This window comes from Bartonella sp. bp_1 (assembly GCF_055808085.1).
Genome location: NZ_CM147851.1, coordinates 1,251,018 through 1,263,024, shown reverse-complemented (window position 1 = coordinate 1,263,024; position 12,007 = coordinate 1,251,018). Strand labels below are relative to the sequence as shown.

General features: G+C 45.0%; 12 protein-coding genes. 3 read left to right on the top strand and 9 right to left on the bottom strand.

Annotated features, from left to right (window positions below; genetic code table 11):
* Positions 1 to 7: 7 nt before the first annotated feature.
* Positions 8 to 1,027: a ketol-acid reductoisomerase gene (gene ilvC, locus ACYZ97_RS06295; protein ID WP_473297499.1), complete on the top strand. Its 1,020-nt coding sequence runs from the start codon at positions 8 to 10 to the stop codon at positions 1,025 to 1,027.
* A gap of 79 nt (positions 1,028 to 1,106) precedes the next feature.
* Here the strand turns inward: ilvC and ACYZ97_RS06290 are convergent, their stop codons facing one another.
* Positions 1,107 to 1,448 (bottom strand): BA14K family protein, encoded by a 342-nt coding sequence (locus ACYZ97_RS06290; RefSeq protein ID WP_473297497.1) that lies wholly within the window; start codon positions 1,446 to 1,448, stop codon positions 1,107 to 1,109.
* A gap of 157 nt (positions 1,449 to 1,605) precedes the next feature.
* On the opposite strand from ACYZ97_RS06290, the gene ACYZ97_RS06285 reads away from it, so the two are divergent.
* Positions 1,606 to 2,520, top strand: a complete 915-nt coding sequence (locus ACYZ97_RS06285) for a PhzF family phenazine biosynthesis protein (RefSeq protein WP_473297495.1) — start codon at positions 1,606 to 1,608, stop codon at positions 2,518 to 2,520.
* Positions 2,521 to 2,722: 202 nt separating this feature from the next.
* On the opposite strand, the gene ACYZ97_RS06280 is transcribed toward ACYZ97_RS06285, so the two are convergent.
* Together ACYZ97_RS06280 and kbl are read right to left on the bottom strand one after the other, a co-directional pair.
* Positions 2,723 to 3,676, bottom strand: coding sequence for an NAD-dependent epimerase/dehydratase family protein (locus ACYZ97_RS06280; RefSeq protein WP_473297493.1), 954 nt, complete (start codon positions 3,674 to 3,676; stop codon positions 2,723 to 2,725).
* Entirely contained in the window at positions 3,673 to 4,875 is a 1,203-nt protein-coding gene (gene kbl / locus ACYZ97_RS06275) for a glycine C-acetyltransferase (RefSeq protein ID WP_473297491.1), read from the bottom strand. The genes ACYZ97_RS06280 and kbl overlap by 4 nt, the downstream gene beginning before the upstream one ends.
* Positions 4,876 to 4,930: 55 nt before the next feature.
* On the opposite strand from kbl, the gene ACYZ97_RS06270 reads away from it, so the two are divergent.
* Positions 4,931 to 5,524, top strand: a complete 594-nt coding sequence (locus ACYZ97_RS06270; RefSeq protein WP_473297489.1) for a helix-turn-helix domain-containing protein — start codon at positions 4,931 to 4,933, stop codon at positions 5,522 to 5,524.
* Positions 5,525 to 5,907: 383 nt separating this feature from the next.
* On the opposite strand, the gene ACYZ97_RS06265 is transcribed toward ACYZ97_RS06270, so the two are convergent.
* The 6 genes from ACYZ97_RS06265 to ACYZ97_RS06240 form a co-directional block, all read right to left on the bottom strand.
* Positions 5,908 to 7,086 (bottom strand): pyridoxal phosphate-dependent aminotransferase, encoded by a 1,179-nt coding sequence (locus ACYZ97_RS06265; RefSeq protein WP_473297487.1) that lies wholly within the window; start codon positions 7,084 to 7,086, stop codon positions 5,908 to 5,910.
* A 34-nt stretch (positions 7,087 to 7,120) separates the two neighbouring features.
* Positions 7,121 to 8,275: a fumarylacetoacetate hydrolase family protein gene (locus ACYZ97_RS06260; RefSeq protein ID WP_473297485.1), complete on the bottom strand. Its 1,155-nt coding sequence runs from the start codon at positions 8,273 to 8,275 to the stop codon at positions 7,121 to 7,123.
* Positions 8,276 to 8,299: 24 nt separating this feature from the next.
* Positions 8,300 to 9,049: an amino acid ABC transporter ATP-binding protein gene (locus ACYZ97_RS06255; protein WP_473297483.1), complete on the bottom strand. Its 750-nt coding sequence runs from the start codon at positions 9,047 to 9,049 to the stop codon at positions 8,300 to 8,302.
* A gap of 31 nt (positions 9,050 to 9,080) precedes the next feature.
* Positions 9,081 to 9,752, bottom strand: a complete 672-nt coding sequence (locus tag ACYZ97_RS06250) for an amino acid ABC transporter permease (RefSeq protein WP_473297482.1) — start codon at positions 9,750 to 9,752, stop codon at positions 9,081 to 9,083.
* An 83-nt stretch (positions 9,753 to 9,835) separates the two neighbouring features.
* Positions 9,836 to 10,621, bottom strand: a complete 786-nt coding sequence (locus tag ACYZ97_RS06245; protein ID WP_473297481.1) for a transporter substrate-binding domain-containing protein — start codon at positions 10,619 to 10,621, stop codon at positions 9,836 to 9,838.
* A gap of 57 nt (positions 10,622 to 10,678) precedes the next feature.
* Complete coding sequence (locus ACYZ97_RS06240) at positions 10,679 to 11,980, bottom strand: MFS transporter (RefSeq protein WP_473297479.1); 1,302 nt, start codon at positions 11,978 to 11,980, stop codon at positions 10,679 to 10,681.
* Between the last annotated feature and the right edge of the window lie 27 nt (positions 11,981 to 12,007).

Genomic DNA, 12,007 nt, shown 5'->3' with positions numbered 1-12,007 from the left:
GTTTTCCATGCGTGTATATTATGATCGTGATGCCGACCTCAATCTTATTAAGTCTAAAAAAGTAGCTATTGTCGGCTATGGCTCACAGGGCCGTGCCCATGCGCTTAATCTGAAAGATTCGGGTGCCAAGGACGTGCAGATTGCATTGCGTGCCGGTTCTGCCACCGTCAAGAAGGCCGAAGCCGATGGTTTTAAGGTTGTCAGTGTTGCTGATGCCGCCAAATGGGCTGATCTCATTATGATGGCTACACCGGATGAGTTGCAGGCCGATATTTATAAAGAACACATCCATGATAATTTGCGTGATGGTGCTGCGATTGCTTTTGCCCATGGCTTGAATGTTCACTTCGGTCTGATTGAGCCTAAGAAGACAGTTGATGTCGTCATGATCGCTCCCAAAGGTCCTGGCCATACAGTACGTGGCGAATATCAGAAGGGCGGCGGTGTGCCATGCCTTATCGCGATTGAGCAGGATGCATCTGGCAATGCCCATGATGTTGCTCTTTCTTATGCTTGTGGTGTTGGCGGCGGCCGTTCAGGTGTTATTGAGACCACTTTCAAGGAAGAGTGTGAAACCGATCTTTTCGGTGAACAGGCTGTCTTGTGCGGTGGTTTGGTTGAGCTGATCCGCGCCGGCTTTGAAACATTGGTTGAAGCCGGCTATGCACCGGAAATGGCTTATTTCGAATGTTTGCATGAAGTTAAGCTTATTGTCGATTTGATCTATGAAGGCGGTATTGCCAACATGAATTACTCGATTTCTAATACAGCGGAATGGGGTGAATATATGTCAGGCCCACGCGTTGTAACAGCCGAAACAAAGGCTGAAATGAAGCGTATTCTGACTGATATCCAGACCGGTAAGTTTACATCGGATTGGATGCAGGAGTATCGTGCAGGCGCTGCTCGTTTCAAGGGTATTCGCCGGTTGAACGATTCTCACCAGATTGAGCAGGTTGGTGAAAAGCTGCGCGGTATGATGCCTTGGATCAAGTCCAATGCATTGGTCGATAAGGCCCGCAACTGATTTGATAATCTTCAAATAATCATGAAAAGGGCGGCCTTGGCCGTCCTTTTTTGTTAGATATAGAATTTGAAGGATGGCTTTATTGATAAGGCGATTGGCAGGTCTTGCGTACACCGATTTGCGAGGCATAGCTATTATCGGAAGGGCGGTATGTTTTATAGCGGTTCTGGCACCAAAGTGTATGGCGGGAATCCGGCCCTTTATCGATTTTCAATGTATCTCTGGGTGCTGGAATATTGCGTGTACTGTTTTGTGGATGCGCAACACCACCATTGTGTTGCGGCTGGATGCCGAGACCGGGGCGGGGCGGTGTAATCTTTCCGACATAGGGGTTGGTGATTTCAATTGCAAAAGCCGTATTGACCATGGACGCCGATATGCATGCACCCAACAGCATGCCCAAGTTTAATATTCTACGCATTGATCAACCTTTCTTCATATCGGTTTCATATATCCGAACCCTATTTGCGCAATATCGGATTAGCCCATATTGCATATTGGTAGGTAATCCGTCTAATGTAGTGCTTCCAAGATATTTATATGGTGTTATGTGCTCATGACTTTAAGGATAGGATGATATGGCCGAAAAAGGTCGTCAATATGTCTATGAACGGTTTGATGTTTTTACCGATCAGCAGTTCAGCGGTAATCCCGTGGCAATTGTTTATGATGCGCAGACATTGTCTGACACCGAGATGATGGCCATTACCCGAGAGTTCAATCTTTCGGAAACGGTTTTTGTCCTGCCGCCGAAAAATCCTATGCATAAGGCATATATCCGCATTTTCAAACCGACCCACGAAATGCCTTATGCCGGGCATCCGACAATTGGCACAGTCATTGCGCTGGCATTACGTTGCGAACAGCAAAATGGCGCCTTGATCATACTTGAAGAAAAAATTGGTCTTATTCGTGCTGCGGTCGATCGGGGTGATGGTGCTGTTTTTGCAGAGTTTGATCTACCCAAATTGCCGGAACAGCTGGCAAGTGATGTCCAGAAGGAAACCTTTGCAGCTGCTTTTGGTTTTGAAAGCCATGAAATTGGCTTTGAAAATCATGTTTCCTCATTTTGGTCAGCAGGGGTGCCTTTTTATTTTGTGCCTGTAAAAACGTTAAAAACAGTTGCAAGCGCTATTCCTGATCCGATCTATATTGCCGAAAACTTTCCCGATATTGAAGGTATTATTCCTTCCTTCTATCTCTATTGCCGAGAGACACAGATTTTCCAGAGCGCCTTTCACGCCCGCATGATCCGTGCCGATGGCAGCGAGGATGCAGCGACCGGATCGGCGGCATCGGCTTTTTGCGGTGTTGTCCAGCATTTCGATAGTCCACTGGATGGGTTAAAGCAGATATGGCTTGAACAAGGCATGGAAATGGGGCGCCCGTCACGCATCCGGCTTGAATGGGAAGTGGTCAAGTCCAAGCTTGTCGGTGCACGTCTGGGAGGACATGCAGTAAAGATTGCACAAGGGACCATTACTTTGGACTAGACTTAAGACCTATCAGCCTTATTAAAATGGCTGGGGCTTTTTAAAGAAATATAAAGATGAAATTTCCAGATATTTTAGATCTTTTCAAGGAAGGCCTACCTGCAGTTCAGGAACTTTTTTATGTTTCTCAAACACAAATTACTATGCGCTTAAAAAATAAACAGCTCCTGAGTTGAAGGTTTGACTTGATTAGTAAGCGGTTTCATTCCACCTTTTTAATCTGCTTTGAAAGATTGAGCAGCATATCTTCGACCATTTCTCCTAATCCGTAGGCAGGTTTCCATCCCCAGTTATGGCGTGCCGCAGAATCGTCAATAGAATCTGGCCATGTGTCGGCAATAGCCTGACGAAAATCGGGTTTATAGATAATGGAAAAATCGCTTATTCTTTTTTTGATTTCATCTGCAATCTGCGCCGGTGTGAAACTGATAGCGGCCAGATTATAGCTGCTTTTGATCTTGATGTCCTCACGGTCGGCTTCCATCAGCTCGATTGTAGCGCGTAATGCATCTGGCATATACATCATGGGTAGACATGAATTTTCACGCAGGAAACATTCATATGGCTTGTGTGCAAGAGCAGCATGGAAAATATCAATGGCATAATCGGTTGTGCCGCCACCGGGCGGTGCTTTGTAGGAGATCAATCCTGGATAACGTACACTGCGTACATCAAGCCCCTTATGTAGCGCATACCAACGACACCAGCCTTCGCCAGCCAATTTGGAGATGCCATAAATAGTTTCAGGTTCCATAACCGCTTCTTGTGGGGTGTTGATTGACGGTGTCGAGGGGCCAAAAGCACCAATAGAGCTTGGCCAGAAGACCTTTTCTATGCCGTGTTGGCAAGCCGCTTCCATGACATTAAGTAGACCACCCATATTAAGTGACCATGCCCATTGCGGTTTTTTTTCGCCAACAGCTGAAAGAGCTGCCGCCAGATGGTATATCTGGGTGATCTTGTGTTTTTTTATGACAGAATCCAGTTTTGAAGCATCGGTTACATCAAGCACTTCATGATCTACATTGTGCAGTGTTGGCTGGTCTTTGATGTCACTGGTAACGATTGCATCAGCACCATATTTTTGTGCCAGAGCCTCTGCCAGTTCACCACCGATTTGACCGCCGGCTCCGGTGAGAAGAATGCGTGTGCTCATTTTATAATTCCTAATTCGCGTCCAGCCATAGCAAAAGCATCAAGACTTTGTTGGAGTTGTTCTTTTGTGTGCTGGGCATTGATTTGCACCCGCACCCGCGCCTGATCTTTTGGTACAACTGGATAATAGAAGCCGACGACATAAACGCCTAATTGTAAAAGTCTTTCAGAAAGCTGTTGTGATTTGACGGCATCATAGACCATCACCGGCGTGATAGGATGTGTGCCGGGTTTGATGTCGAAACCGAGTGCTTCCATTCCGGCACGGAAGAATTTTGTATTTTCTTCCAACCGGTCACGCAATTCCGTGCTGGATTCAAGTAGATCAAGTACTTTGAGCGTGGCACCGACAATGGGGGCGGCCAAGGAATTAGAGAAGAGATAGGGGCGTGAGCGTTGACGTAAAAGTGCAATCACATTGGCGCGCCCGCTGGTAAAGCCGCCTGATGCCCCCCCCAATGCTTTACCTAGTGTACTGGTAATAATATCAATTTTACCGATCATGTCACAATATTCATGGGTGCCACGGCCGGTTTTGCCCATAAAACCGGTTGCATGGGAATCATCAACTCCGAGAAGAGCGCCGAATTCATCACAAAGGCTTCGAAGTTCTTTCAGTCTGGCAATGGTGCCATCCATTGAAAAGACACCATCGGTAAAGACAATGATATGGCGCGCTTTTGCTGCCTTGGCAGCTTCCAGTTGTAGACGCAGGTCATCAAGATCATTATTTTTATAACGAAAGCGTTTTGCTTTGGACAGTCTTATGCCATCAATGATTGAAGCATGATTTAAGGCATCACTGATAATGGCATCTTCAGCGCCGAAAAGTGTTTCAAAGAGACCGCCATTGGCGTCGAATGCCGAACTGTAGAGGATGGTATCCTCGGTACCAAGAAATTTTGACAGACGTTTTTCAAGTTCTTTGTGGGCGTCTTGCGTGCCGCAGATGAAGCGTACCGAGCTTAAACCGAAACCGCGGGCGTCTAAAGCGGCGTGGGCTGCCTTGAGAACATCGGGATGCGCAGAAAGGCCGAGATAGTTGTTGGCACACAGATTGATGACAGATTTACCGTCTGCTGTTTTGACTTCGCCTGATTGTGGTGTAACAATCAATCTCTCCTGTTTGAAAAGACCGGCTTTCTTTATGCTGTCGAGTTCGCTATCGATAAACTGATAAAAATGATCTGTTGTTGACACGTTTTTCACCCATAAATACACTATAGTGGAATTTAGTTCATCATATCGGAAATAAATGGCTAATCAAGACACTTCATCATATCGTGAACAGGCAGAGTTACCGGCTATCGGAGCACGCCTTCTCGGTTTGCGTAAAAAAAACAAATTAACATTGGAAGAGCTTTCAAGCCTTGCCGGTGTTTCTAAATCTATGCTCTCGCAAATTGAACGCAATGAAGCAAATCCGACGGTTGCGGTTTTGTGGCGATTGACCAATGCGCTCAATGTTGCATTGTCGGATTTTTTATCCGTGGATGAAGATGCAATGCCTGAACGGCTTATTGCTCTTGTATCAGCACATGCCACACCTGTTATTCGTAGTCCTGACGGTTTATGTGTTTTGCGTATACTCGGCCCGACAGAGTTGATCGGTCGAATTGAATGGTATGAATTGACGGTGGATCCAGCTGGACGATTGCAATCACATGCCCATCAAAGCGGATCTCAGGAGCATCTATCCTTACTTGATGGCACTTTATGCATCGAGGTTGGTGATGATGTTAAAACAATCCATGAGGGGGAAACAGCGCGTTATGCTTGTGATCGGGAACATGCGATTATCAATGATACGCAACAATGCGCCCGTGCTATTTTAGTGGTTCAATATTAGTTTTGTGATAGGCAATGACTCTATGTCGTCATGCCCTCGGGGTACCTTGCGTGCGATATTGAGTGAAGATGCTGTCTAGTCTGGGCGGCATAATATCATATATGGCGGGATCAAAGATAAGAGGGGGAACTCGTAAGTATTTTTATCGTATTGTTTTAGTTATTTATTTCCATTTTGTGGGACAGTTATGGTTTCTTATCCTGTTTAAAATGGAAAACCGATAAATGATAAAATCTATATAAAGAAGTAGGGTCCCCATCAGCATCTTTGAGATAGACGTTAGTGTTTGGAAATTCATCCAACTATATCTCAGTATGCTGACGGGGAATAGTTTATATAAATAGCCAATTGCATGGTATTGGATCATTCGCAAAAACTATCGTTCATTTAGAAAGATAGTTTTTCAATCGTGCAATTCCTTCTTCAAGTTTAGCTGTTTCGACCGCATGGCACCAGCGTAACCAGCCGTTACCCTCAGGCCCGAAAGCGCCACCCGGAGCAAGCCCAATACCGGCATGGGCAATGAGGTCTTTGGCAAGTTGGACGGTGTCATCCTGTCCTTCCATCCGGAAAAAGACATACATAGCGCCATCTGCGTCAGGCGCAACCACACCGGGCATTTGCGAAAGGGCATCCACGAGCATCCCTCTCGTATATCGCAAATGTTTTCTTAGTTCTAAAACGATATTTTCTCCTTGCTCAAGAGCTGTAGCTCCAGCACGCTGTACAGGCTCAAATATGCAGGATGCATTATACTCTATAACTTTTCCGATATTGTTGATGATTTCTTCTGGTGCGGTGATCCAACCAAGGCGCCAACCGGTCATAAGCCATGCTTTGGAAAAGCTGTTAATGGAAATGATTCTGTCTCCATCTTCATATTGTTTTATAAAAGAAGGGGCCGATAGGTACTTTTCATCATGGATGATACGTTCATAGACGTCATCGGCTAAAATCCAGATGCCATGTTTACGACAATGGGCAAGGATTATAGTAATATCTGAATCATCAATCGTCCATCCAGTTGGGTTGTTGGGAGAATTAACAACCAGTAGCTTCGTGTCTGGTGTTAATGCTTTTAAAAGCTGATCAACATCCAGCGTCCAGCGGTTATTTCGTATGATGAGAGGAACGCGTTCGACATAGGCACCGAGAATTTTTGGCATTTCAGTAATATTAGGCCAGATTGGTGTTATGGCCACCATTTTATCTCCTGGTGCTAAAAGCATTTGCATAGAGAGCATGAGCCCCGATACACCGGAATCTATGGCTGCAATACGTTCAACAGGTGTCGGTTTACCGTGGAGCTTGCTCATATAGCTAGAAATAGCTTCACGTAGATAGGGACGGCCAAGGTTTTGCGAATAGAACGTTTCCCCTTTATTTAAAGAGGTGATGGCTGCATCACGGATAAATTGTGGGGTAACCTGATCGGATTCACCAAACCAGAATGGAATGACGTCGGGCCGTCCCATTGCACTATTGGCGACTTCACGAATAATAGATTCACCTAGGCTTTTGATAACAGAGCGTGGTTCGGCTGTATTGGGTGTTTTTGACATAATAAATAAACTTCCGTGCGGTAAGACAAACAGTTTAGAGAAGATGACGTCGCGCCAGATTTTTCATTAAGGAGGCTGCTCCCATTTTCCATGGCGGACATTCGGTTGAGAAATCGACTGTGTTGATCAGAGAGCCGAGTTTTTCATTGGAAATTGTGACAATGTCACCACGCTTATGGGTGAAACCTTCGCCGACAATATCGCGATCTTTGGTTGGCGCAAATAGGGTGCCCATAAAAAGAACGAAACCATCCGGATATTGGTGATGTTTTCCGATTGTTTGTGAGATCAGGTCGGTCGGGTCACGGCTGATTTCTTTCATGGAGCTGCGACCATCAAGGACAAATCCGTCAACACCTTCTACATGTAAGCCAACTTCCGCATGGCGGACATCATCCATGGAGTAGGTTTCATCAAATAAGCGTATGAAGGGACCGATCGCAGCTGATGCATTGTTATCTTTGGCTTTTCCTAGAAGAAGCGCAGAGCGGCCTTCGACATCACGCAAATTGACATCGTTACCCAGTGTGGCACCCTTGGCTTGTCCTCTTGAGTCTACGATGACAACCATTTCGGGTTCAGGATTATTCCATGTTGAAATGGGGTGCAATCCAACTTTTGCACCATATCCGACGCCGGACATGGGTTGGGCTTTGGAAAATACTTCCGCATCCGGGCCGATGCCAACTTCAAGATATTGAGACCACATATTTTCTTCAATCAGAGCGAGTTTGATTTTTTGTGCTTCCTGAGAGCCCGCCTTGATATTGCGAAGACTGTTGCCAATGATGGACGTTATCCGTTCACGTATTTTTTGTGCTTTATGTGGATCTCCTGCCGCTTTTTCTTCGATGACGCGTTCAAGCATGGATTGGGCAAATGTGACGCCACATGCTTTGATGGCTTGTAGATCACATGGTGCTAGAAGATGATGCTTATCTTCTGTTGTGTTCTTTCTAGAGTTGGAAAATAATTCTTCAAGTGAACAGAGAATATCCCCCTTTGTCTGTTGGGCAAAATTGACCGGATCATCTTTTTCAATAAGATCGGTCATGGTTGCGGCCTCTTTTGAGGTGATATCGAAAATGGCGGCATCGCGGATAACAACGATCGCTGGGCCTTGAACATCGGCGCGCCAGATACGACCAACAAAAGTTCCTTGATTGAAAATGGATAGATCGAGTGCCATACAAGTATCCTTCACGATATCTGACTAATGAACCAGTGATTGCAAAAATTCTTTTGCACGCTCTGTTTGTGGATTATCAAAGAACATATTGGGTTCCGCTTCTTCAATGATGACGCCTTTTTCCATAAAAACAATTCGATCCGCAACTTTACGGGCAAACGTCATTTCATGTGTGACAACAATCATTGTTACGCCGGTTTTTGCGAGGTCCTGCATAACATCAAGAACCTCACCGACCATTTCAGGATCAAGTGCGGAGGTCGGTTCATCAAACAGTAAGACTTCCGGTTTCATTGCCAAAGCGCGAGCAATCGCAACACGCTGTTGTTGGCCACCTGATAGCTGACTGGGATATTTATGGATGTGGTCGATAAGGCCAACACGTGTGAGAAGCTCTTTCGCATAAGATTCTGCTTCTGCTTTTGATGTTCCTCTCACGCGAATGGGGGCGATTGAAACGTTGCGCAGAATATTCATGTGCGGAAAAAGATTGAAAGATTGAAAAACCATGCCGACTTCAGCGCGAACTTGTGCAAGGTTTTTACCTTTTTTAACAGCAACGCCATCCACTTCGATTAAACCGCTCGTATATTCTTCGAGCAGGTTTATACAGCGTATTAATGTTGATTTTCCTGATCCTGATGAGCCGATCAATGCAATAACTTCCCCTTCTTTAACGGAAAGATTAATCCCTTTGAGGGCATGGAAAGGACCGTAATATTTTTGCAGATCCGAAATCTGTATAATTGCTTGTTCGGATTTTTTATTGGTCATTTTGAAATCCTATATAACGTAAAGTCTTATTTCAATTACGCAAACGTGACTGGCGCGCTTCTAGAATGCTGACAAAGCGGACTAAGGGTAATAAAAGAACAAGATATAGAAGGGCAGCAGCGACAAGCGGAGAGGGGTTGGCATAGAATGCCTGGGTTTGTGTTGCCTGTTTGAGGAGTTCAGGCATGGAAACGACAGAGGCCAAAGCTGTATCTTTGATCAAACTGACTCCGACGCCTGTTGCTGGAGGGATGACCAACTTGAAAGCCTGCGGCAGCACAATGTCTGACATCATACGCATCCATGAAAATCCCAATGCTTGTGCAGCTTCGAATTGTCCTTTGGGGACAGCTTCAATGCCAGCGCGAAAAACTTCGGCAATATAGGCGCCGCCAACAATGCTGAGAGCTACAACACCTGCCCAAAACGGTGTAAACCGGATACCCGCGTAAGGTAAGGCGTAATAAACAAGAATGAGTAAGACCAGAAGTGGGACGGCACGGAAAAGGTCAATATACGCAATGGTGATAGCCTTGATTGGCCACGGCGTATAAAGCCTGAGAAGAACAATAATTAGTCCTAAAATTGAACCGGCTATAATGCTTGTCAAACCAAGAAGAATAGTGAGCCAGAACCCTTCAAGCAAAAGTGGTCCTGCTTGTGACATGACATTCCAGTTCATAAAGGTATCGATAAAACCCATAGGTATACAGCCTTCTTAAACGATTAGGTTGAGTGCTTCATCATGGACTTTTGTATGATGAAGCAGGTTTAAGGCGAATAGAATTACTTCAGGACAGGAATTTCAGTCACCTGATTGGAACTTGAATCTTCAGCAGGCTTTTCTGAAAACCATTTTTCATAGATTTCCTGCAATTTTCCTTCCTGTTTCAACTTCGTAATTTCGTCATTAATCTGTTTTTGAAGGGGGTTTCCAATTTTCATGAAGACGGAAAATTGTTCATTTGTATTGATGTGATCAACAATTTTATATTGTGGCTTGTCCTTGATGAAATAATAATCCAGCGGACAGTCGTGAATAACGCCTCCGATCCGTTCCGAGGGGATGTCAAGGAAAGGTTCCGTTGTCGTATCATAACGGCGGATTTCGGAAAAACCATATTTAGCAAGCTGTTCTGTTGCCCATATGTCACCTGTCGAGCCTGTTAACACACCTACGGCATGCCCTTTCATGTCTTTCAAGCTGTTGATTGTGCCGTTTGTTTTGACGGTCAGACATTGTTTTGAATCAAAGTAAGGTTGGGCAAACGCAATGCTTTCAAGACGCCGTGGTGTTATTGTTACTGAGCCTATGGCTACATCTGCCCGTCCCGATTGGACAGCAGAGAAAATAGCATTGAAAGGCATGGATGATAATTGGATATCCATCCCCAAACGTTCACCGATAAGTTTCATCATATCGACTTCGAAACCAACGGTTTTTCCGCTGGCATCTTCGAATTCAAAAGGTAGATTGGCAGATGCGGTCGCTATTTTTAGCGTATCGGCTTTGGCACCATAAGTAAAAGATGATGCAATTAATGTTATTAAAAGTAAAAGCTTTTTTTTCATCAGAGTCCTCCTGTAATGAAAATATAATTTTATTGATAAAGTGGGATGGTCCAAAAACTACATACGTTTTACATCCGCTTCTGTGATAGGTTTGCGTACTAGAATGAAGTAAATGATAGCAGCGACAATAGAGACGACTGCACTGACAACCAAAGCCATGACAAAAGAGTTTGTCGAGTCAACAATGCGTCCTGTCACATAAGGTGCAATGGATCCCCCCAGATACCCACCGCAATTCATTAAACTTCCAAGAGATGCCACTAATCGGCTGGGTACGCTAATGCTAACAGTGGCCCATGCTATGCCGCTTGCCATGTTGAGAAAACACATAGCGGCTGAAATAAAGATTATTGCGAGTACAAGGCTGGGTGTATAGGCTGCGGGAATAGTAAAAGAACCAGCAAGGATCAGGCCTATAGTCATAAGCCATTTGCGACTGGCAAGCGGAGAAAGACCTTTGGCAAGAAGCCTATCAGCAAACCAGCCGCCGCCCATCATGCCTATTGTGGCAAAAATATAAGGAATGGAAACGATCCAGCCTGTTTCGCGAACATTGAGGCCACGTTCATGTTCTAAATAACCCGGCAGCCATGTTAAATAGAGCCAGAGCATATAGATTACACCCATGAAACCAAAAATCAGTCCCCATGTTGTTGGGTGCTTGAAAAGTTGTATCCATTCGTAAAGGCTTGGTTTGACAGATTCTACCGAAATTTGTTGGTCTTCACCAATGCTAAGATGATTGATTTCATCCTGCGTCAAAGAAACTTCATTACGATTGCGATAGATCAAGTACCACCCGATCGCAACAGCAACCCCCATAATGCCGAGTGTGATAAACATCCAGCGCCAACCCATGACAAGCATCATGGCTGTTAGAATAGGAGGGGCCAGGGCAGGGCCGATTGTTGATGAAGCTACAAAGATACCTGTTGGTGTGCCGCGCTCTTGTGGATTGAACCATTCACTCACAACTTTGGCGCCGGCAGGAAATTGCGGCGCTTCACCAATGCCAAGCATGACACGGGCAATGAAGAACTGATGGAAGGAGTGGACGATACCGCCTGTAAATTGTGCAACAGACCAGACAAACATCGATAGACCCAGCATGATGCGGGCACCGAAACGGTCGAGAAGACCACCGACAGGAAGTTGTGCGATTGCATAGGAAAGTGAAAAGGCTGATAATAAAAGCCCCATTTCTGAAGCTGTTAGATTTAATTCTTCTCGTACTGTTGTGTTGGCAATAGAAAGAGCACTTCGGTCAAGATAATTAACTATTCCTGCGATAATAAGGAAGCTTATCGCAGTATATTGAATAGCTTTTAGGCGTTTAAGTTTATTTTTTTCCGTCTTCATAAAAACCCTCCCGTCTTAGCAATGTTA